This window comes from Paenibacillus sp. TY11 (assembly GCF_059772165.1).
The window spans coordinates 385,111-407,944 of record NZ_JCBAIQ010000001.1; the positions used below are offsets into that span (position 1 = coordinate 385,111).

General features: G+C 47.5%; 17 protein-coding genes and 1 pseudogene. 3 read left to right on the top strand and 15 right to left on the bottom strand.

The genetic code is table 11. The annotated features are described in order from the left end of the window. Positions 1–19: 19 nt before the first annotated feature. Together AC6EJC_RS01670 and AC6EJC_RS01675 are read right to left on the bottom strand one after the other, a co-directional pair. The gene (locus AC6EJC_RS01670) at positions 20–6,352 is read right to left on the bottom strand and encodes a DUF7601 domain-containing protein (RefSeq protein ID WP_444952448.1); all 6,333 of its coding nucleotides are present in this window, start codon (positions 6,350–6,352) and stop codon (positions 20–22) included. After that, positions 6,327–6,539 carry a hypothetical protein gene (locus AC6EJC_RS01675; protein WP_444952449.1) on the bottom strand — a complete coding sequence of 71 codons (213 nt, stop codon included), beginning with the start codon at positions 6,537–6,539 and terminating at the stop codon, positions 6,327–6,329. Before AC6EJC_RS01675 ends, AC6EJC_RS01670 begins: the two co-directional genes overlap by 26 nt. Before the next feature lie 262 nt (positions 6,540–6,801). On the opposite strand from AC6EJC_RS01675, the gene AC6EJC_RS01680 reads away from it, so the two are divergent. Both AC6EJC_RS01680 and AC6EJC_RS01685 read left to right on the top strand, forming a co-directional pair. Then, complete coding sequence (locus AC6EJC_RS01680) at positions 6,802–7,689, top strand: LysR family transcriptional regulator (RefSeq protein WP_444952450.1); 888 nt, start codon at positions 6,802–6,804, stop codon at positions 7,687–7,689. 91 nt (positions 7,690–7,780) lie between these two features. Beyond that, positions 7,781–8,722 (top strand): NAD(P)H-binding protein, encoded by a 942-nt coding sequence (locus AC6EJC_RS01685; protein ID WP_444952451.1) that lies wholly within the window; start codon positions 7,781–7,783, stop codon positions 8,720–8,722. 238 nt (positions 8,723–8,960) lie between these two features. Here the strand turns inward: AC6EJC_RS01685 and AC6EJC_RS01690 are convergent, their stop codons facing one another. The 4 genes from AC6EJC_RS01690 to AC6EJC_RS01705 form a co-directional block, all read right to left on the bottom strand. Then, positions 8,961–9,488: a hypothetical protein gene (locus tag AC6EJC_RS01690; protein WP_444952452.1), complete on the bottom strand. Its 528-nt coding sequence runs from the start codon at positions 9,486–9,488 to the stop codon at positions 8,961–8,963. A gap of 228 nt (positions 9,489–9,716) precedes the next feature. Continuing rightward, positions 9,717–10,589 (bottom strand): AraC family transcriptional regulator, encoded by an 873-nt coding sequence (locus tag AC6EJC_RS01695; protein WP_444952453.1) that lies wholly within the window; start codon positions 10,587–10,589, stop codon positions 9,717–9,719. Between the two features lie 206 nt (positions 10,590–10,795). Beyond that, on the bottom strand, positions 10,796–11,206 hold the full coding sequence (locus tag AC6EJC_RS01700; RefSeq protein ID WP_444952454.1) for a MerR family transcriptional regulator: 411 nt from the start codon (positions 11,204–11,206) through the stop codon (positions 10,796–10,798). A gap of 18 nt (positions 11,207–11,224) precedes the next feature. Continuing rightward, on the bottom strand, positions 11,225–11,470 hold the full coding sequence (locus AC6EJC_RS01705; RefSeq protein WP_444952455.1) for a zinc-binding dehydrogenase: 246 nt from the start codon (positions 11,468–11,470) through the stop codon (positions 11,225–11,227). Between the two features lie 264 nt (positions 11,471–11,734). On the opposite strand from AC6EJC_RS01705, the gene AC6EJC_RS01710 reads away from it, so the two are divergent. Next, positions 11,735–13,729 (top strand): serine hydrolase domain-containing protein, encoded by a 1,995-nt coding sequence (locus AC6EJC_RS01710; RefSeq protein ID WP_444952456.1) that lies wholly within the window; start codon positions 11,735–11,737, stop codon positions 13,727–13,729. Positions 13,730–13,900: 171 nt separating this feature from the next. Here AC6EJC_RS01710 and AC6EJC_RS01715 read toward each other — a convergent pair whose 3' ends face one another. The 9 genes and pseudogenes from AC6EJC_RS01715 to AC6EJC_RS01755 all read right to left on the bottom strand — a co-directional run bounded on the left by AC6EJC_RS01715 (position 13,901) and on the right by AC6EJC_RS01755 (position 22,819). Beyond that, the gene (locus AC6EJC_RS01715) at positions 13,901–15,700 is read right to left on the bottom strand and encodes a response regulator (RefSeq protein WP_444952457.1); all 1,800 of its coding nucleotides are present in this window, start codon (positions 15,698–15,700) and stop codon (positions 13,901–13,903) included. Positions 15,701–15,800: 100 nt separating this feature from the next. Further along, positions 15,801–16,388: a sensor domain-containing protein gene (locus tag AC6EJC_RS01720; RefSeq protein WP_444952516.1), complete on the bottom strand. Its 588-nt coding sequence runs from the start codon at positions 16,386–16,388 to the stop codon at positions 15,801–15,803. Between the two features lie 273 nt (positions 16,389–16,661). Further along, positions 16,662–17,264 (bottom strand): class I SAM-dependent methyltransferase, encoded by a 603-nt coding sequence (locus tag AC6EJC_RS01725; RefSeq protein ID WP_444952458.1) that lies wholly within the window; start codon positions 17,262–17,264, stop codon positions 16,662–16,664. Positions 17,265–17,582: 318 nt separating this feature from the next. Next, positions 17,583–18,284: an SDR family oxidoreductase gene (locus AC6EJC_RS01730; protein ID WP_444952459.1), complete on the bottom strand. Its 702-nt coding sequence runs from the start codon at positions 18,282–18,284 to the stop codon at positions 17,583–17,585. 39 nt (positions 18,285–18,323) lie between these two features. Next, a pseudogene (locus AC6EJC_RS01735) lies at positions 18,324–19,315 on the bottom strand (NADP-dependent oxidoreductase). A gap of 78 nt (positions 19,316–19,393) precedes the next feature. Further along, a complete protein-coding gene (locus AC6EJC_RS01740) occupies positions 19,394–20,425 on the bottom strand; it encodes a zinc-binding alcohol dehydrogenase family protein (protein WP_444952460.1) in 1,032 nt (343 codons plus the stop codon). 215 nt (positions 20,426–20,640) lie between these two features. After that, complete coding sequence (locus AC6EJC_RS01745; protein WP_444952461.1) at positions 20,641–21,219, bottom strand: TetR/AcrR family transcriptional regulator; 579 nt, start codon at positions 21,217–21,219, stop codon at positions 20,641–20,643. Positions 21,220–21,326: 107 nt separating this feature from the next. Next, positions 21,327–21,806 carry a 23S rRNA (pseudouridine(1915)-N(3))-methyltransferase RlmH gene (gene rlmH / locus AC6EJC_RS01750; RefSeq protein WP_013312768.1) on the bottom strand — a complete coding sequence of 160 codons (480 nt, stop codon included), beginning with the start codon at positions 21,804–21,806 and terminating at the stop codon, positions 21,327–21,329. A gap of 161 nt (positions 21,807–21,967) precedes the next feature. Beyond that, the gene (locus AC6EJC_RS01755; protein ID WP_444952462.1) at positions 21,968–22,819 is read right to left on the bottom strand and encodes a DNA-binding protein; all 852 of its coding nucleotides are present in this window, start codon (positions 22,817–22,819) and stop codon (positions 21,968–21,970) included. Between the last annotated feature and the right edge of the window lie 15 nt (positions 22,820–22,834).

Below are 22,834 nucleotides of genomic sequence, written 5' to 3' on the forward strand. Positions count from 1 at the left end.
TTTCTTACCGCCTTTCCGGTTACTGAATGTGCTTTTTCTTCCTGCCGCCGAGCAGACAGAGCCCGATCGTAATCAAGGACATCAGCGCCAAAACCATATAGAGGGCTGGCGGTACGCTGTTATCCCCTGTTTCTGGAACATCGTCCAGCTCGTTGATGCCGGTTTCGTTGTCGACGTTACCAACTCCGTTGTCGACGTCGCTGGTTCCACTTTCGACGTTGCCGGCTCCATTGTTGCTGTCGCCGGTTCCGTTGTCGACGTTGCCAGCTCCGTTGTTGCCATCGCCAGTTCCGTTGTCAACGTTGCCAGCTCCGTTGTTGCCATCGCCGGTTCCGTTGTCGACGTTGCCAGCTCCGTTGTTGCCATCGCCAGTTCCGTTGTCAACGTTGCCAGCTCCGTTGTTGCTGTCGCCGGTTCCGTTGTCGACGTTGCCAGCTCCGTTGTTGCCATCGCCGGTTCCGTTGTTGCCATCGCCGGTTCCGTTGTCGACGTTGCCGGTTCCGTTGTCGCCACCGCCGGGCCCGGGATTGTCAGGCTGTTCCGGTTCGGGGGTCACGGGGTCGGGGTCGGGGTTCGCGGGGTCAGGCCCGGGTTTGCCGGGTCCAGTTCCGCCGCCACCGCCGCCTCCGGAACTTATCGGCTTCAACTGTACATCATAGCGTACGATGTCGCTTCCGACCGAGATGATAGGGCTCGTATGCGTCTCATACCGGGGTTTCGTCACAACCAAATAGTAGTCCGTGTCCGGGAACACCATGTACGCATACGCGCCGTTTTCGTCGCTGTTCTGACTTGGGCTGGCGTTATCATTGGGCGCAAAGCCCGGAATCGCAGGCAACGTTACTTTCGTGCCCGGCACGATGCCTTTCTCCCTGTTCTTCGGCGTATCCGCATAATACAGCGTCACTTCGGCGCCTTCGATCGTTGCGCCGGTGGTTTCATCCGTAATGATACCGTACGGGTCAACGAGCTCCTGAGAAATATTCAATTCCCCGTTCGCCTTCACGTCCAGATCCGCCTTGATGAGCGTCAGTTCTTTGCCTGGCGCAACTTCGTAACGTACTTCCATTTTGTAGTTCTCTGCGGATAAGCCATCCGCAGAGAATGCGCCGTTCGGTTGCAAGCCGAATGCTCTCGGAACACTGTTCTCATCTACAACGTATTGGCCGCTTGCATCCCGCAAATAAATGCGCATCTTGCCGGCGAGTTCGCCGTTCACCAGCGAAGACTGCCCTTCAGGCTGCTTCAGGAGCACGACGCCTACAGCCGTAATGTGCGCCGGAACCAGCTCGCCGCCCTTCACATCGCTGTCAACTTCCGCTTTTTGCGTGAAAGTGATCGACTCGTCAACACCATTCACTTTGATCTTTTTCGTGAAGCTGATCGTATAGTCGCCACCATACGGCACAGGATGGAAGTACGCGCCGGCGGCGTCGGTCGTGATCTCGTGCTTCTCGCCATTCGCCTCGTTGGTGATGACCACAGTCGCATTCGGAATCACTTTGCCCGTTGTGTTGTCTCGCAGCACCCCGGTGATTGCCGCTGGTACGGTGGTTACCGTCGTGTCGGTGGTCAATTTTCCTTCTGTCAGGCTGTCCACCTTAGCCGTGATGTGGTGCTCCTCAGGCGTTGTTGTGTCCAGCTTCGGCGGTGTATAAGGGATGATTGCTTTTCCTTGCTCATCGGTCTTGGCCGTGACTTCCGATTGATCCGGCAGGATAAAGACGACATCCTGGTTCGCAACCGGCTTGCCTTCATAATTGGTCAACGTAGCCGTCAACTGCGAAGGCGTCTCACCGTTGCCGGGAACGACTGCGGGATCCGCCGTCAGCGTCAGCTTACCGGGGAGATACCTCGCATTGACGAAGCGAGCTTCGTCAATTTGCTTCTCCATGATCGTGCCGCTATACGTTCGATTCACCGGATCGGCGGTGTAATCCTCGCCCGAATAATCGGTCTGGGTGACGATATAGCTGTCACCGCTCGGAATGCCTTCAATGGCGACGGTTTCCCCATGCTTAAGGGTGATCGTCCCGCCGGATTGGATCGTTCCCTGCGTGCCGTTCGACTTTGTATAAGGGTACGCCTTACCTTTATCGGCGTCCGGGAATTGGAGAGTAAACTCAAACTCCTTATTCTTGTCCGCCCCGCTGCCAACCACCGTCTCGCCGATCAGCAGACCGCCGTATACCATCCGCATATTAACGACCTCTGCTTTATGGTCGCCTTCCTCGATAATGGTGCCGGTCGTTTGCCAGTCCGGCCAAGTCGTCGTGTAGCCGTCTTCCGTATAATCAGTCTCTTTGACGGTGTAAGTTGTATCCTTAGGAATCCCATCAATGACGGCGGTTTCCCCATGCTTGAGGCTGATCTTGCCGCCGGACCCGATGGTTCCTGTCGCACCGCCCGATGTCGTATACGTATACGTCTTGCCCGCACCCGTGCCTTCGAAGGTGAGGGTGAACTCGAACGCCTTGTTCTTGTCCGCACCATTGCCCGCGACCGTCTTTCCGATCGTCAGCTTGCCGGGAAGATACTTGGCGTTGACGAACTTTGCTTCGACCGTTTCCTTCGCCACAATGCTTCCGGTACGCGTCAGATCCGCCGGATCGGTAGCATAGTCCTCGCCCGTGTAATCCTTCTGGACGACGGTATAGGTGATACCGTCCGGGATATCCTTGATGATGATAGACTGGCCACCTTTCAGCTTAACAGTGTCGCCGCTGGCCACGGTGCCACTTATGGAGCCGGAATAGGCATAAGACTTGCCGTTGCTAAAGGTAATCTTATATTCAAAGTCCTTGTCCGGGTCCGCCCCTTTCCCCTCTATCGCCGTATTCAGCGTCAAATGGCCGGGCACCCACACCGGGGTTGGCACAACCAGCGGTTTGTCGCTGGTTACCTGCACCCCATCCACCCAGATGGGATTCCAGGGAGTGGACGCCACACGCACCTGATAAACTGTCGTGGTCGGCAGATAGGTGGTCTCGTCAATATAGGTTTGCTTGAGCACATAAAGCCCTGCTTTGGCAAACAGGCTAAGCTTGCCGTTCTCATCTGTCTCTCCGCCGGTGACCTCTGTTACGCCGTCGGACTCATACAGCGTGAATTTTACGCCACTCAGCGGCTTGCCTGACGGGTCGACCTTGAGCAGATCCAGCTTGCCTTGAGTTTCCGCGCTGCCGCCCACATCACTGTTGTCGACCGCGTGTTCGCTTTTGGCGCCGATGTTCTTCAGGGTGTCATCACCCATCAGTTTAATCTCGTTGCCTGCCTTTCCGCTGCTGGGCAATCCGGTGACTTCGGTCTGATACACCATCTGGTAGAGCTGGTTCGGATTTTCCATGCGGAAGGTCAGTCGTGTTACGCCGTTATCTGTGACAGCTTCAACCCTGACCTCCGGGTCGGAGCCGTCCAAATCCAGTGCAGCGCCATCCCTTTCAAGGGCTCCGCTTGGAGTCAGCTTGGCGCGGTACACCGCCATGTCAGGGCGTCGCAGCGAGAGGTTCCCGTTTTCGTCCTTGCGCAGCGCCAGTCCTTCGCCAAGGGTGTCCTGCAGATAGACGCCGTCCTTTACCTCAAAGGGCGGGGTGTAATTCACCGTCCACTCCAGCACGCCGGGGTTCGGCTTCGTCACCGATTTGCTCAACGTCTGCATCGGTACGATGATCTTGCGGGTGCTTGTGACTGTGGTAGGCTCATCCCCCCATGTGATTTTCATCTCGGCGGTATTCGTCAGCGCATGCTTTGCTTCGCCAGTTTCAAAGTATTGACGCAGTGCCGCCTCAGTCGGTCTTGCCTTGTATAGAATAACATAGGGACTTTCCAGCTTGGTAAAAGAAAAGGTGCCTATGTTCCCTGCGGCGGAGAAGCTCACGAGACTACTTGGGTCGGGAATAAGCGCCCCAGCGCTGACAGTCGCTCCATAGTCTGCCCGGGTCCCTCCGTAAATTGCAAAAGCCTGTCCCTCCGAATAGGGCACAAACTCCCAGCCCTCGGGCAGGGTATCGACGAGTTTGATGTCGCTGGCCACGTGATTGCCGCCATTCTTCGCCATCTCCTCGGTCTTCAGGCCGTTCATATTGACCGACAGCCGGAAGGTCACCGTCTTGGTCACCTGATCATAGGCTGCCAGCATATTTGCTTCGTTAGCGTCGCTGTTACGAATTTGGTGATTGACATTGGAAGGGTCAATATTTGTCCCCTCCGGCTTTGACGCATAGAGCATTTCTTTGGCCAGCATACCGCTGTTGACCCGTATAGAAGGCCGAGTTGAATCAACTGTCCGATTTGTACCTTCAAACAGGAACGCCCGATTATACTGATCTGTGGCCTTATTGCCCGCGAAGTGCTCCCACTGCGTCATCAGGGAATTAAATGTGAAGGAAGCCGGCTTATCGGTATTGTATCCGGTGACACGAAGCAAGTCGGCGACAGGCTTCCCATTCTGTGAAAGGGTGTATACCTGATGCGTTAAGCCGTCACTCGACTGAAAGGAACCGGATTGAAACCGCTGGTAGTACCCCGGCCCAATGTTCCCCTTCAACTGATCCAGAATTCCAGCGTCAATCTCCGGGACGGCCGTAACCTTGGTAAAATCGATGGAGTTCGCATCCCCATATACCAGCAGATCGTACACCGCACCGTCCGGGAGAGCCTCCTGAGGCGTAAGAGTAACCTTCCACGGCAATGTGCCAGAAGCAAGGATATTAACACCGGTACCTGCTTGCTTTGTCAGGGTATGGGCGCCAATGACGACCGCGGCGGTGACCGCCACGGTACCCTGGTCATTGTCCTGCACGGTATTGACATCCAGCTTCCACTGGGCGGTGGCCTTGTTGTTAAAGCTGGTTGTACTGCCTGTAACTTCGGACACAATGACCAGCCGGATTGGACCGTTCACCTCCCCGAAGGAATACACATCGCCTTCGGGTTCTATCGGCGTTGTTGTCGCTGACCAGTCCTTCTTAGCACTGTCCCACGACTGCCATGCGGCCGATTTCCAGGTAAGTCCGGCCGGCAGGGCATCGGTGATGGTGAAGTCTTTCAGCCCTTGCTTGCTGTAGTTCTTGTTGACATCAATCGTCCATGTAATGGTACGCGGGTCTGCGGAACTCGACCGCTTGTCCAGTACGCCGCTCTTCTGAATCCAGTCGGGCCTGAAGGCGACGCGCCACGGATTCGAGGAAACCAGCTTACTTTCCGACGCGTCCCGCAGCTCCGCGATATTGGTGACGGTCTGATACCCACTAGCGGTGTTATACTCAGTATAATACTTCGCCTTGGGAATCCACGTCTTAAAGGTGACGATCGCCTTGTCGCCAAAGCCCGCGGGGAAGGTGTAAGCCAGCGCGTTCGCGGTGCCGCTGTCCGGTGTCACCGCACTGTCGTTGACCCTAAGAGACCCCTCCACATAGGTGCCCACCTGAACCGGATCGAGCGCGTCATAAAACTTCAGCCCGTCCAGCGGCTGCGGGATGGCAGGGTCAAACAGATCTGTGGCGGCAATTTCCACCTGCCACTCGATTGCCCCCTCTACAAAAGCCGCTTGATTGATCCAAGCGTTATCGGAAGCGTTGCTGTTGGACTTCTTTTTGATGCTGTACGCGGACGTGATCTCGGGGTTTTCGAGCATGTAGCCCGCCCCGAAAATGTCAATCGGCTTTTGGTGGCCATATTCTATGCCCGACACATCCGCCTTCGCGGTGGATTCAAAGCCGAAGGTGATGTTCTGGCCCTGTCCGTTGAAAAAGCGTTCCTCGCCGTCAAACACCACCTTGATGCCCGCTTCTGAGAAATAGGCGGTTCCGATTGTGTAGCCCGATTTTTCCTTCAGCGTCATGGTGGCCTCCGGCAGAATCACTTCCGGAAAGTAGGTCGCTTTATCCAGCATCACATAGTCGCCATACAAAATGACTGTGCTGTCATCCACCGTGTTCGGATCGGCGGCGTCACCCTTCACCGGAACCTTGATGCCGATCGATCTCAAGGAGAAGGGCTTTCTCCCGTGAATGGTGTCACCCGTCTGTAAGACATTCCCGTCCTGTATGACTTCCAGCGGAAAGGACGAATTCGCTCCCATGAGCACCGCCGTTTTTTCCGCCGGGTCTGCCGCCATCGCTGCGAAATTGACTGGCGCAGCGTACACCGTCTCAGGTACCGACGACGGTTCGTCCGGCGCACCGTACACCTCCTCAGATACCGACGACGGTTCGTTCGCGCTCAGCGAGCCGGCTTCGCCTGGCACACTCTCCGCATATGCAGCAGCAGAGAACGTCACTATCTGCAAGACAAGCAAAACTGCTAAGCAGAAAGATAGCACTGCTTTACCTACACTGCGTTTTCGTTTCAATACAAAAATCTCCTCCGTTCCCGAAATTGCTGAAAATTTTTGGCGATAGCAAGATCATCAACCCGATATAACGCTCAAGCGAATAGACATATGTAATTTGCTTGGTCCCAGCAGCCTCTGCATCACCGAAATCTTGCGGAGTTCCAGATGAACGGGTAAGTGCCGTGGGCGTCAGACCGTTGATCATGCTTAGTAGCTTTTCCCCCTCTCCTTCGATCATCTTCGCCCTGTAAATGACAAAATACGCCAAATTTGCACAGCGTATTTCCACCATTATACGACAAAGGACCTATACAAAATCTAAACAACCACTCGACAATGTTCCCACCATCCTATGCGGGTCTGATCCGATCGTCTTACAACCGACCGCATAATGAAAGTAATGCCTCACCCCATCGATTATGGCGGGAAGGTAAGTTATAATAAATTTCATACAATTGGAGGTAAACATGAATCTAAAAAGGATAAAATATTTTATAGATCTTGTTGAATGTAGAAATTTCACAGAAACAGCTAAGAAGAATTTTGTATCGCAAACTACGATTAGCCAACAAATTGCCTCACTTGAGAATGAGTTTAACATTCAGTTGATTGATAGAAAACAAATCCCGATTGAGCCGACAAAAGCAGGATGGCTGTTTTATGCAGAGGCCGTCGTGCTCTGGAAACAATATAATCATATGAAAACAAGCATGGAAAATTTTCAAAAATATAACACCCAACTATTGAGTATCGAATATGCTGCAATCACAGATATCCAAAGCTTGTTAAAATTCATTCCTTCATTTAAAGAAAATCATCCAAAGATTAAACTTGAATTAAATAAAGTATTGCTAAAGGATATCGCTGAGTATCTGCAAAAAGGAATACATGACGTGGCCGTTGCCTTTGACTCAGAGTTTAAAGGGAAAGCGGAAATCCTAACCCATACATTATATAGCGGACGATACTGCGCGGCTGTAAGTAAACAACATCCCCTCTTCTGTCTTGAGTCCATCTCAAAGGAAGAATTATATAAGTATCCGCTTGTCATGCTGAATCCAATGGTTATTGGAGACTCCTACTATTTAATGATTCAACATGCCATGGAAGATGGTTACCAGCCCAACATCCTTAGAACCGCAGACGATGTCGAAACAAAGCTGTTTTATATCATCACAGAGAATTTAATCGGCTTTTTCCCAGATAACTATGATCTTGCTGACCTGAAAGAAGAGGTCCGACTCATTCCCATACATGGTTCACACCATACTTTTAAAATCGAAATAGGCTACTTAAAAAATAATTCTAATCCGGCATTATACTCATTCCTGCAACAAATACAAAATTCGTTTTAGCAATAGCCCATAAGCTTTTTGTATTATACTTTGTTATTTTTTTCACATAATATATAAGTATAGTTCATTTCAGCAAGGAGTGACGACAAACATGGGTAAGTTATTATTAACGGGTGTGGATGGCAATCTGGGCAGACAAGCGGCTGAATATTTATTAAATTTAGTGGGAAAAGACCAAATTATTTTTTGCGCATATGATCCGGCATCTTTACAAGGGTATGCAGAACAAGGTATTGAAACACATGTGACCAATTTCAATAAAATAGACGGTCTTGCAGAAGCTTTTGCTAATGCAGATAAACTTGCTTTAATCTCCATGCCTTTTGTGGGGGTAAAACGCCAAAATGCACACACAAACGTGGTCGATGCGGCGAAAGAAGCTGGAGTAAAACAAATTATCTATACTTCATTGGTTAACGCGGCTGATGAATCCAATCCAAGTGTTGAAAAACTGGACCATGTCTATACAGAAGATTATATTAAAAGTGTCGGGTTAGATTATATTTTCCTGCGTAATTCGCAATATGCGGAAGCCATGGTTACCAATTACTTCACCTATGTGAAGTCTGACGGAGTGTTGAAAAATAACCAGGGTGACGGCAAGATGGCCTATATCTCACGGAAAGATTGTGCAAAAGCTGTCGCTTATGCATTAGCAGCAAGCAATTATCATGAGGCGATATTAAATATAAATGGTCCTGAATTAATAACAATGTCCGACTTTATCGAGATTGGAAATGAAGTAACGGGTCATCATATTACCTACAAGCAGACCACGGATGAAGAAAATTACGCCATATTTGATGCAATGGGTGTTCCCAGAACAACGGATGGCAAATTTGCGGAGGACTCCGAAGCCCCCTTCTCTTCTGAAGGTATGGTTACCTTTGGACAAGCAATTCGCTTAGGGAAAATGGATATATTTACGGACGACTTTAAGAAGCTGACGGGCCAAGATCCCGTAACAGTGAAATATATGTTTGAACATGCAAATGAGTACCAAGTGGGGGAACGACACTCCAAAGATAATTAATCCAAGTCATGACAATGTTTGCGGAGAGATCGGAAGCTGATTTACATCCGAATAGTGGGTCTGCCTCTATCGGCAAGATTTAAGGCCATATGGGGGCCAACACGAATTTGTTAGGATACGGACACTTGGCAAATTTGATGACAAAGAACGTGATCATTTTTATTCTTGTTAGAAAGTGATGGTGTGGGCTAGCCCCCTTTGACCACTCAAAGGGGGCTTAAAGTCCGCAGGGATACGATTATTCGTTATCCGGCGTGGCCGGACTGGCCGGGGCCATCAAGCCTTTAACGGCGCCGAGAAACGGGCGAATGGACTTGATCATACCGTAGCCCATCTTCACAACCGGGACAAATTTCTGGATCATGCCGAACAGCCGCAGGCCGCCGCCGAGCATACCGCCAAGCCCTCCTGCGCCTGCAGTGGCGCCGCCCAGGCCGCCGAGCATCGAGCCCATCATCGGCAGGAATGCAGATACCTTGGCGTCCGGCTTGCGGGAGCGCGAACGGCCAGACGGTTTACGTGCGTTGCTTCTCCGGTTGCCGAGACGGACGCCCGGGGCATGCGCACCAGCTCTGCGTTTGAGAGATCGGGAGTCTTTCATCCCGGAAGAAGCGCGTGGGGGAGCTCCAGCGCTGGCAAGTACCAACCCGCCGTAATTAACGTCGGTGATGTAGCCGACGTAAGTCTCTCCGCTGTGCAGGGTGACACAGACCGGACGGCCTTGAAACTTCTTAGCCCGTGCACGCATCTCTTTCGATTGTGCCATGGAAGTTCACCTCGCTCACTGATTATAATTCAGTTTACGCCAGGGGCGGGCTGTCTGCTTGTGCGAATGGGATTACCTGATATAGTTCCGCCAGGCCATTTCCTATTCATTACGAACCTCCATAGGCATACGTGTATATTCTGTGATGTTTGCAAAAAAGAGAGAACCACTGAATTGGGTGTTCTCTCCTCTTCCCGAGTGACTGCTCTTATGCAATTAGCCCAGCACTTATTTTTTGATGACGGGTATCCAAATTTCGCTTCTGAAGGTTGGAGAGGATACATCCTTACTCTCATTCCATACTATTTCCGGCCCTCTCGCCAACTCGTAACTCGCGGAAGGAAACCATTCTGAATAAATACGTCCCCATACGTTCTGCAAAGTTGCCGGGAATGGGCCAACCGCTTCAAATACAGCCCAGGTAGCTTCAGATACCTCCAGTTTCGTCAAATGCTCGGGACACTCCTGGCTAGTAGCCACACCTACATAATGATCAAGCGATCCCTTCTCCTGCATACGCTCCTCGGAAAAATTCACCGATGCTTGAATCAATCCCCGGGGTTCAATATTCGAGAGTGCTTTGAGTTGAACAATGTCCTCCGGCGTTAAGCTTCTCCACATGGACTCGATTTCCGAATTCACACCATTGAATTGAATAGGCACCCTCTTCATGATACCCACGATTCGGAATGGCTCCTTCTCTACAATACGATATTTCATTGCGGTTCCTCCCTGAACGGTTAATTGAAAGGTCATACGTGGATAGGCCTTTAAGGAAGGTCCATTGGACTTTGCCTTTGAGGGCAACATCCCATGCAGAGCCTGAAAGGCTCTAGAAAAGGCGTCTGCTGAGTTGTATCCGTACTTCATCGCCACATCAATAATTCGTACATCGTAGGTTTGAAGCTCAAATGCAGCAAGGGTCAGGCGTCTCCGACGGATGTATTCCGATAGCGTAATCCCAGCAAGAAATGAAAACATCCTTGAAAAGTGATATTCGGAACAACAAGCCTGCCTCGCGGCTTCCTTCAAATCTAAATCTTCTGTAAGATTTTCTTCGATGTATTGCATAGCCCGATTCAGATTCGCAAGCCAATCCATGTGAATAACCTCCCTTCAGGTACAGAATAGCAAAGTATGATTATAGGCATCCGACATTTCATGTACGATTTTATAGGGTTACCAAGAGGCGGTTGCCGTTACTTGTGATACGGTTCTCCGCACTTTTTGAAACAGCAAGTTTTTTCTCAATTCATCAAAGAGGATATCCAGCGGATGCCCATTTGTTATCATGGTTATATTCGATTTTATATATCCTGTACTCTCTTCGATGTCCGCCCTTTCAGCATAGCGGAATAAAACGCGCTTTTTTCATGCGCAATCGCCTTTACCGTTTCCAGCCGCTCCATTTGCTGCTCCAATAGGTCAATATGCTCATCCAGCATGTTGATCCTCTTGTATAAAATTCCGCAAATGTCCATGTCCGAATCGTTACGGGTCAGTAGGCAGCCATCCTCGGTAAAAGCTGCGATGTTCTCCAAACTCATCCCCGTCTCCTTTAATCCATGAATAAACCGGACATATTGTAGATCCTGTTCATCATAGCTTCGTTTTCCATCTTGACGGCGAGGCTTGGGGAGAACGCCTATTTTTTCATAATATCGAAGTGTAAAGGCCGTAATGCCCGTTAATTTAGCGATTTCTCCAATGGAGTACATAGACTTGTCAGCCTCCCTTTATGATACAGTGAGAACCACTTTACCGACAGCTTGCGATTTCTCTAACAACTGCTGAGCATGTACCGCTTCAAGAAGCAGAATTCGATGGGAAACAAGCGGATTGATTTTCCCCTGCTCCAACCATGTGAAGAGGATACCTAAATCCTCTCTAAACCATTCCGGCTGTTCTTTTCTTAAAGATGTAATACTGTAAAGGTATGCAATCAAATGGACACACGCAAAAACGATATTACCATTGAACACTAGGCATTAGTTCCATTTCTGATATGTAACTGTAGTGAATTTCCGCTTTCTCTGAAAGAGCCTCTTGAGTAAGCCCCTTCTATTCCCTTAAAAATCGAATTTGTATAATGATGTCTTGTAAGAAGCCTAATTGTCATATGACACTTTGGAGTGCCTTGGTATGGTGGGTGACGAAATGTAACTTGTTGGTATGACAAGTCCTTTGCCATACTTGGTTTTGCCGGACGCTATAAGGCAAAAATACATTTCAAGGAGAAATCATTCATGAAAAAAATGATTCACACCAATCTCGCGGTTCTACTGTTATCTGCTACGATAACTACCGCCTGTATGGCACCCAACGGCGCGTCAGTTGCCGCACCCGTTAACGCACCCGTTGCATCTGAAAAGGCTAGCTTGGAGGGGCCGCGAGATGCCAAGGAACTAGAAGCTTTTGCAGATGGTGTTTTTGCGGACAAGATGAAGAAGTTTAATACAGTTGGTTCTAATTTTGTGGTCGTCACGGGTGGGAAAGTGATGCTAAGCAAAGGTTACGGTTATGCCGACAGGGAAAAAAGAATTCCTGTTGATAAAAATACCGTTTTCCAAATCGGCTCTGTTACAAAGTCATTCACTGCATTGGCAGCTATGCAGTTGGTCGATAAGGGGAAAATGGATTTAAAACACGATATCCAAGAGTATTTAGGAGGAATAAAGGTTCCGAATAAAACAGGAAAAAAACTGACGATGTTTGATCTACTTACATATTCAAGTGGATTTGATGAACCAGATATTCTCATGGAAATGCATCCAGAATACGCGGACAAATATTTTCCAATGAAGAAGTACATTGCATCAAATATGCCAACTGTTGTCAGGCCTCCAGGAGAAGCGTACACTTATGACAATTTTGGTTTCATGCTAGCGGGATATGCAGTAGCAAACGTAACGGGCATGTCATATTCCCGATATATGGAGAAGAATATTTTCAAACCGTTAGGCATGACTTCGACGAGTGTGCGGTTTACCCCCCAATTGTTAAGCAGAATGGCTGCTCATTATGGACCAACAGGTGAACTGATACCCTTGGACGGGTTTAAACCAACGGAAAAACCTGAAGGCGGTATAGTTTCAACAGCAGATGACATGGCGAAGTACCTCATGATGCACCTGAACAAAGGCAAGTACAAAGGTAAAGAAGTGGTGAGTCCAAAGAGTATAGAGCAAATGCACACATACCAATTATTTCCTGACAAGGAGTTCCCGGTTACAACAATTGGATTCGAAGGCTACTTCAAAGAGAAGATGAATAATCAGCATGTGATTCTAAAAGGAGGAAATGTTACAGGGCATTCTTCGTTGATTGTTATTCTGCCTGAGAAGAATACAGCGATGTATATGTCCTACAATAACGACTCCATGATGAGTCTTGACGTGTATGAAGAATTTATGAATCATTATTATCCGAGAAAAGCAGAAGTTCCAAAGTCAACCTACGCGACAATAAGTGAGCAGCAGGCCCAAGACTACGTGGGATTATACCAAAACACGCGTATCGCTGCCTTAAGGACGAAGGTTTCGTATTCGGACGGGAAATTAATAATGGAGACAGGAACGTCAGGCAAACATACACTAAAAATGATCCACCCTTTATTATTTGAAGATGAATCAGGTAATAAACTGACGTTTAATAAAAATGAAGCAGGCCATATTGCATATTTGTATTACATGCAGCTCCCAGACCTCGTTGCTTATGCGCAAAAAATAAACATTGATTCACCATTTTCTGATGTACCTGCGGATAGTAAATATATTCCATATATAAACAACCTTAATGCTTTGAAAGTCATGAGCGGAAAGTCAGCCAACCTCTTTGATCCGAAAGGAACGATGACTCAGGGAGAATTCTCAGAAGTGCTGCTGCGCGCCCACGGGTGGTATAAACAACCTTTCATGATTGAACCGAATAAGAAGCAGATGATGGCCGGACTACGTAATTATCAGCCTAATTCTCCTATCACTAGACAAATGGCGGCGGTAATGATCCAGAACCTGAAACAGGTTGAGCCTGGAATTAAGGTTAAATTGAGTGGCGAAACGGATGCTTGGGCAGTTAAAGCAGTCACAGCTCTGGTTTCCCAAGGTATCATGGACCCGAATACCAAGATCAATTTAGACGGCTCCATAGACTTCCGCTCCAAACAGCTTTTGAAGCGTCAAGAAGCCAGTGCCTTATTGGATCAAGCATTTAATTACTATACGTTGCCAATCAGTCACTAATTCAAAAGGTTAACCAGAAAAAGTAAGATAATGATACTTTATATAAGATTTCCTGAACCCCCGATCAAACTGGGGGTTTTCTTGTACAATAAGAAACAAGCGGCTGCTGATGCTGCCGCTTGTTTCTTGGTTTTCTCCATATCCAACGGAAATCGGCATCGAGCCGTAAGGTTATTCCAGAAGCCCTGCCTCTCGGGCCTTTTGCACTGCTTCCTCCCGGTTGCGAACCCCCAGCTTCAGATAGACCGATGACGCATAGTTTCTAACCGTACCATCGGATAAATACAATTTGGAAGCAATGGTTTTATATCGCAGTCCTTTCGACACGAACTGTAAAATTTCAAGCTCCCGTGGAGTTAAATCATAGGTCGCGGCCACTTGAGTTGTCGACGGATCTTCCCCGCTCTTGGCGGCTTCCAGCTGTGCAAACAATTTGTGCGACATCTCCTGATCGATCAGCGTGCCTCCGCGATAGACCGTGCGTATTGTTTCGGCGAGCTCTACCGGCTTCATCGACTTCAATAAGTATCCGTCCGCTCCGCTTCGCAGCGCTTCCAGAGCCTGCTCAGTATCTTCGAACGTGGTGAGAATCAAGATGCGGATGTGGGGCCACGTTTGTTTTATGGTACGGGATGCGGAGATTCCGCCCAGGTTCGGCATGTCCAAATCCATGAGCACCAGCTGAGGCTGAACCTGCCTGCACAGTTCGATGGCTTGCTCGCCATCTTCTGCCACCCCTACGACTTGCAAATCTTGCTGCTCCTCGAGAAGAGTCCGCAGACTTTCACGGATAAAAGGCTGGTCATCGACGACCAACAGACGGATGACATCATCCTTAAGCTCCGTTTGTCGTGGCAGGGTGCAGGTAACGAGGGTGCCCTCGCCCGGTTGGGTATAGACGCCAACATGACCTTGCAAATTCATCGCTCGCTCTTTCATGGCGTTCAAGCCGAAGCCATCCCGTCCATGTTCCATCCCGCGGCCGTTATCTTGAATTTCCAGCCTCGTCTGCTGAGGCTCGAATTGCACCAAAACCGTAATCTCCGTCGAGTGTCCATGACGCACGGCATTCGTCAATGATTCTTGCAAGCAGCGATACAGCGCTATCTTCGCTTGCTTCGTTACAGGGTATTCCTCCCCGAAGGCCTGGAAACGAACCGACACCTTAGCATGCTCCTGAAACTCCTCTGCCAGCTTCCGCAAAGACTGAAGCAGTGGGAGTTCTTCATGCGGCGATTCGATTTGATGCACATAGCCTCTCACTTCATCCATATTCTTCCGGGCCAGGTTCAATAGGGAATCGAGCCGTTTCGTTCCTGTATCCGTCTCTAGCTCAGGGCGTAAGGTTTCCAATCCCATAATGAGGGAAGTGTAGGCATGACCGACAGTATCATGGAGCTCTTTGGAGAGCCGATTTCGTTCTTCGGCCAGCGTGATGCGCTCGATTTGGGACAAGTACTGCTCCAGCACCGCATTTTGCTCGCGTATAATTTCGCCTTGACGATGATTGACCATCAATAAATGGAAGGAAAATCCGAATGCATAAGCCGTCCCGAATTGAATGGTCATAACCCAAAAATCAGTCTGCTCTACAAGCAGCTTAATTATAGCGGGTAGGAGCAATACCGATAAAGGACCTGACCAAAGATATGTTCTTTGTTTGCTGTTAGCGGCAATTAAAAATGGATACAACAGGAATGTGAGGTAGGCTTCCGGAAAAAACGAAGCTAAATACAAGCACAGCCCGCCCGGGATCACAATCTCGGTAAGCAGGTAGTATCTATAATTGAGCTGCAAGCACAGCCAAGGAACGGAAAAAGCAATAAGCTGCCAAAACACAAGAACCCAAAGCGGCAGTGTGAAATGAGCTTGCCGCTCTATGATAGTGAGCAGGAGAGAAGTACTGCAAATCAGGCGGATCATAAGCATGAACCAGTCGTACCAGAACCACTGCTTTACCATATCGAACAAAACCATCAACCCCTAAGAACTATCAGTATGACATTACGTAACTATTATAGAGCAGAACATCATCCAACAATACTTTTAAATCCAGACCGGGACATTCCGGTTAACGGTTCACACTCTTGATCATAAGACGGGTGTAGCCGCCTAGCATACGCGTCAAGCTGTTCGTAAGCCTATAGCTCACCATAGTGAATACGACTCCTGAGGCCGAAACCAGTATGGATTTCATTACAGTATCTACAAGCACACCCATAAAGTAATAATTAAATAACGGAAAGAGGAGCGGGGTCGCAATCATTGCGAGTGGAGTTATATAAAGCAAGGCCGCACTAATGAGGCTTAAAATCCCCACCGGAAGCTTCAGCATCAGCCAGCCGATAGCGATCCAGTTGCGCCGGTTTAGCAGCTCCTTCCTTGCTTGAAGCCAGATAGAGGCATCGGTGTTTATTGGTTTAACGTAAAGCTCTGTGGTAATATCCGTATAGATCTTGGTCTGTATGCGTTCAAATTGCAGGAAGGCGTATGTAGTTCGCAAAATGCGAGTAATCAGAGGAACACCCGCGACGGTAAACGAAAGACTCAAACCTAATGTAAGAGCGACCAGATAAAAGCAAAAGTAAAACAATCCGGTAGCGAAAGTAAGCAGTAGGAAATAGCCATTTTGAATAAAGCTGACGACGGTTCTTGTCATCAAAGAGCCCACATCCTTTACAAGTAGTAGTCGTATCCTACGGCTCTTGATGTCAAATCGGCCAGTGCCATAATGTCATATGACACAAGGCGAAAGCGGTCTGCAAACCTAATGAGGAAAAAACAACTGGTTCTTCGCCATTTTTTAAATATCGCATAGTAATGGTAATCGTCTTTGCAGAGTCAAGCGGCTTTTGATCCAATCCCTCTGCGATGCATGAGAAGACACAAAGCATGGTTTCCGGTAAGGAGAGCTGATTTCTGCCTAAAAGTTTTATTTTTGAGAATCAAGAATAAACATAGATGCATCTTGTCCCATGAATATTTTACTTCCGTTAAAAAAAGTTTTGGACTGAATATCTCTATATCCTATTTTAGTCATAATGTCAGTCAGCTCTTCTTGATTAAATCCGTTATGAATTATATCTGAAACTACTTTTTCATTTTTATTAAAATCTACGATTAGTAAATGTCCTCCTTCATTTAGAACATCAAATAGCCTTGATAAAACGAATTCAACATCATGAATATGGAGTAGAACCTGAGCCATAAATATATAGTCAGCATGTAAATCCGTTAGACCTTCCTTTTCAAAATCAAAACATAATGTATCTGCATTCTGAATATGAAGATCAGTAATTTTTTGCTTTATTTGATTAATCATGTTTTGTGAAGTATCCAGAAAAAGCATAGAATTAAAATCATTTAACAAGCTCATTCCGACAAGACCCGTTCCACACCCAAAATCAATAGCATTCTTACTATTAGCGTCAACCACATATTCACGAATGGCATCAGATGATACCTTTGCAATGTGAATTCTCTCAGAAGTGTCATATATATTAGCTATCTTTTCAAACTTATCCGTATTTCCCATGATTACCTCTCCAATCCGCCTTAATAAAATCCTGAATACAACAATATAGAATGATATTCTATCGAAGCATTAGCATTTAGTCCACATTCTTATTAGTAAGCTCTTAGTCTTGGTTCGTTTCTGAACAATTTTGCTTCAACATTTTCGCCCTTATTTGTGATACGGTTCACCGTATCACTCTAACGGCGAATTTTCAGGGACACCTTTTTGGGTGCCTTCTATGGTTGTCACAAATAAGCCCGTGTCCCAACAGGAACACGGGCATCAAATGTGTTTAGAAACCTTCCACCACCAGAGAAGATATTAGTACAGTTAGGCTCATGTAAGCTGTGGGTATAACGCAGCTACACCACCAGCGAGAGCACTTTGGAGCTTGCGGCTCAGTTCATCGGCAAGAATCTCAAAGCTGTTGGCCTCTATTCCATCAATAGCCAGTTTTGCAATTTCGGCAGGGTCGGCCTTCGGAGCTTCAACGCCGGCCGTCATGTCTGTGTCCATAAAGCCCACATGCAAGCCAACCACTCTCACATTTTGAGGATACAACTTTAAGCGCAACTCGTTCGTCAGTGCCCACTCTGCTGCCTTTGCAGCCGTATAAGCACCTTCATTACCCCCTATACTGAACCATGATAATGCAGAAAGAATATTCAGGATTGATCCTCCCCCATTATTGGTGAGAATAGGCGCGAACGCACGAATCATGGATAGTGTGCCAAAGAAGTGGGTATTAAATTCCAATTGTATTTTGTCGAGATCGCCGTCAAGCAAAGAAGCGCCTGTAGAAGTGCCTGCATTGTTGATCAGAAGCGTAACGTCCTTAGCGACCATAGCAGCTTCAGCTACCTCTTGCGGGTTAGTAATATCAAGCTTTACAGGTATCACACCTGGAATGTTAACGGACTCCGGATTTCTTGCACCAGCATACACCTTAGCCCCTCTGGATAGAAGTTCAAGGGCAAGATGACGGCCCAAACCCCGGTTCGCACCGGTGACAAATGCAACTTGTTCAGAAATAATCATTTTTATATGCTCCTTTTATTGTCTGTTTTAGTTATGCGATCACTTTATCTTTACGATTATCTTCCCTTTTGCTCTGCCAGATTCGGAGTACTCCATTGCTTTTTGAGTGTCTTCAAAAGGAAATACTCGATCAATAACAGGCTTTATTTTCTCGGATTCAATCCATTCAGAAAGGATCTCCAGTTGTCTGCCGCTTGGTTTCATAAACAGGAAGCTGTACTTGACCTTATATTTTTTCTCTAACTTGGTAATCTTCCGGGCAACCAACCGAAGTACATTTGTTTTGACGAAGCCAACTCTCTCCTCTTTTCCGAAGCGCGCATTGGGCGGCCCTACGACGGATACGATTTGGCCTTGCTCTTTGACAATTTTAAAGGCCTTCTCTAGAGTCTCTCCGCCTTTGGTATCAAAAACGGCATCATACCCTTGTAACAGTGTATCGAATTGTTCTGTTTTGTAATTGATGATTCGATCGGCTCCAAGCGACTCGACCAATTGGGCTCCAGCTTCGCTTGTCGTTGTTGCGACATAAAGTCCCATCACTTTGGCAAGTTGGATAGCAAAAGTACCGACTCCGCCTGAACCAGCTTGGATCAAACCTTCTGCCCGGCCTTTAGTTTCAATTTTTCATGCAATACTTGATAAGAGGTAAGCCCGACCAATGGAATGGATGCCGCTTCCTCAAAGGTAAGGTTGCGAGGCTTTATGGCGATATCGTCTTCATTCACGGAGATAAATTCAGCGAAGGCTCCGCCCTTGCTTGGTCGGCCGAATACTTCATCCCCGACCTTGAATCTGGTAACCTTCCGTCCCGCTTGAATGACAACGCCCGAAAAATCATATCCTAATACATGGGGCATATCGTATTTCAGCAGGACACGTAATTTACCATCCCGCACAAGAAGATCGAGGGGGTTCACGCTAGCCGCATGGATTTCCACCAGCACCTCGTGATCGTCTACTGCGGGCTTTGGAATATCCGCTAACTGAAGCGGGTATTTCCCGTATTTTTCAATTACCATTGCTCTCATCATGTGGCCTCCATCTTATAGGTTTAAAACAGTTCCCTTGAACGATCGATGATGCCAGTTGCTGTCTGCCCAGCGCTTTTATTCAAATCCTTCTAATACGATTTTACCGATTGTGCTGCCTGACAGGCTCTTGTGAAATGCTTCCTTCAGGTTTTCGGAATTAATTGGTTTGATAAGCTCTTTCATCGTTGTACGTACTTTCCCTGCATCCACAAGATTGGACACTTCATTAAGCAGTCGGTGCTGTTCAATCATATCGTCCGTCTGAAATGCCGAACGAGTGTACATCAATTCCCAAGCAAACGTCACGCTTTTTATAAACAATTCACCAAGTTCAGCCGGCTGTTCGAATGGCAAAATCGAGCAGATTTTCCCCTGCGGCAAAATCACCTTCTTCATCTCATTCAAATGCTGATCCGGATTATTCAAAACAAAAATATACGGAACGCCAACCAGGCCAAGCTCCTTTAGTTGAGGTTCAAGCGGTCGATGGTGATCGATAACATGATCGGCACCATGTTCTTTCGTCCATTTGATCGATTCAGGACGCGAGGCCGTAGCGATGACCGTTAGACCGGCAAGCTTGGCCAGTTGAGTCGCGATCGATCCGACGCCCCCCGCAGCCCCGATGATCAAGATACTTTTGCCCTCATTATCCGATGGATTTTTGGAAATACCCAATCGTTCATAATAAGCTTCCCACGCTGTAATGGTTGTTAACGGTAAAGCCGCTGCCTGCGCGAAATCGAGGCTCTTAGGCTTTTTGCCGACAATCCGTTCGTCGACCAGGTGAAACTCGCTGAATCCGCCCGGGCGAATGATGGATCCAGAATAATAAACTTCGTCACCGACTTTGAATATATTGCAATCCGGTCCTGCCTCGACTACCACGCCGGCTACATCCCGACCGGCTATCGTAAGCGACGAATCGTCCGGTTTTTTGTCCTTGTGTGACCGCCAATCCGACGGATTGACGGATACTGCCTTCACTGCTACGAGCAAATCCCTTCCTGACGCTTTCGGTCTCTCCACTTCAACCTCCTGAAACGGCGGTACTCCTTCCCCCGGTTCGTAATATCCGATCGCTCTCATCATCTTTTGGTTTGACATTGTTTATCCATCCTTCCTTATCTTCATCTTTTGTTTGAATGCAGCAGTTCTATTCCTTGCTGGCTCAGCTTCTTGTTATTTGTTTCGGGTTCACATTTAAGAACGATCATTCTAAAAAAAGTGCAAGTAATTATTACGATGGGAAGAAAAGCTTTAGGCAAAGAGGAGACTCGCGAGTTCGGGAACAATCGTTCTAATTTAAAGAAAAAAAACCATTATCCTTCTATAAGTTTAATCGATGTATTGGCTATGCGGTGAAGTTTTTCTTTGGCAACAGAGGTTCTTGCCATTGCCCTTAGCCCAACCCATACATTATGCAGATATTCTGCCAATTCCCCGGCATCGTAATCAGTGGCAAATTCACCATCCCGCTGCCCCCAGAGAATAATTTCCTTGAGTTGCTGCTCTGCTATTGTAAACGCCTCAGTGAACTTGGCATTAACATCGGCATCGCGCGCTGCCAATTCTACAGCTGAATTCACCATTAAGCATCCGGAAGGCGAGTCTTCTTCTCCATCAATCATGAAGTCAAAAATAAACTGAAGAGCTTCCGCTGCAGACTTGGAGCGTTTAACTGCACCTGCAAGCACAGCGTTGATTTTATCGCCAAACCGATCCATGGCTTTCAGAAACAGCTGATGTTTATCGCCAAATGTGTCATACAAGCTTCTGCGATGGATTCCCATATGCTCGACCAGATCGGTCATGGACGTCTTCTCGTAACCCTGTTCCCAGAAGAGTCTCATCGCTTTATCCAATACCGCGTTCTCTTCAAACTCCTTGCTTCTCGCCATCAATATAACATATTGTGAATGATCGATAAAGAATTAATTGTCACCTTTACACTTCGTTACATCACTAATTACACCCCTTGGATTATCGTGATAATAAAATTTCGCCGTTACTTATGGTAGGGTTCCCCTCGATTAATCTTCACCGCCCGATAAATCTGCTCCACCAGCACCAATCGCATCAGCTGATGTGGCAAGGTCATCCTTCCGAAGCTCAGCTTCTGCTGGGCGCGGCGAAGGACTTCGTCAGAGAGACCATGACTGCCGCCAATAACGAAGACAACATGGCTTGTACCGTAGGTACCGAGCTTGTCCAATTCCTCTGCGAGTTCTTCCGAGCTCCAGAGTTTGCCGTCGATGGCGAGCACAATGACATGTGCTTCACTTTTCACATGGGCAAGAATACGCTCACCCTCTCGCTCTTTAACCTGTCGAACCTCCGCCTCGCTTAGTGTGTCTGGGGCCTTTTCATCCGCTACCTCAATCATTTGGAACTTGATGTATGGGCCCAGCCGTTTAGCGTATTCCTGAATTCCCATGACCAAATACTTCTCTTTTAACTTGCCAACACCTATAAGCTGAATAAACAAATTCCATCCCCCTATCTATGTCGAATGATAATGTAAAATCGCATTTACGATCCCTAACATGAAAAGATACCTTTAACATAGTTATTTTAGCACCTGAAACGTCTCTTACCTATCTATTTCCTCTCCACTACGAGCCTATTCCCTGTTCAGATCATAGCGGATCATTCATTTACGCTCTTCACAATGAAATGCCTATCCGTTTCGTATTCATCAAGACACTGCATTAGTAGCTGCCGATATTCGCTGATTTGTTCCGCAGTCGCTGACTCGCGCAGGGACTCAAATAATGCTGTACATTTCTTAAATTGATCATCGTTACCCGACTGGTCAGCTAGTTGCATCGCCTGTAAATTAAGCCCCACTGCATCCTGTAATCTATCGTACTTCCGATAGTATAAAGCCAAATGATAGCAGTAGCTATAATAGTAAGATACATTCTCTGCGTCTTCATAACTCTCGAATTCATCAATCTGCTCTGCAAACGTATGTAAAATATCTGCCACATCCAAATGATACATAAGCGCTGCCTGTAATATGGTATTTAGCCCCGGTAATATTTCCTCTAGATTATCCTGCAAAAAGGCTACGTATTCCTCGATCAGCTCTATATTTCCAGACAAAATTTCTACTGCATATAAATTAGTTTTGGCTAAAAACCTGAACTCCTCGACAACCTGATTATCTTCTTTCTTTAGATCCTCCATCCACCCCAGCTCAGCATACTTATAGATGCACTCCCTTGCCTGCTCATATGCACCCTGGTTCTGGTGAGCCATTCCACACATCAGGTGACTGAATCCAAAATAATATACCAAAGGACGTTCTAAATTGACATGCGGGATGGATAATTTCATTGCTTTATGATACTGCCGTTCTTCATAGATACGCTGTACACATTGGTACAAAATATCCGCCGTCTCCATCACCTTTTTCCAATTTTCAAAAGCCACAGCCATCTCTAACATTTCAACAATGATGTCCGGTTTGAGTGATTTCAGGATAGAAGTTCGCAAAGAGGGTTCCTCCTT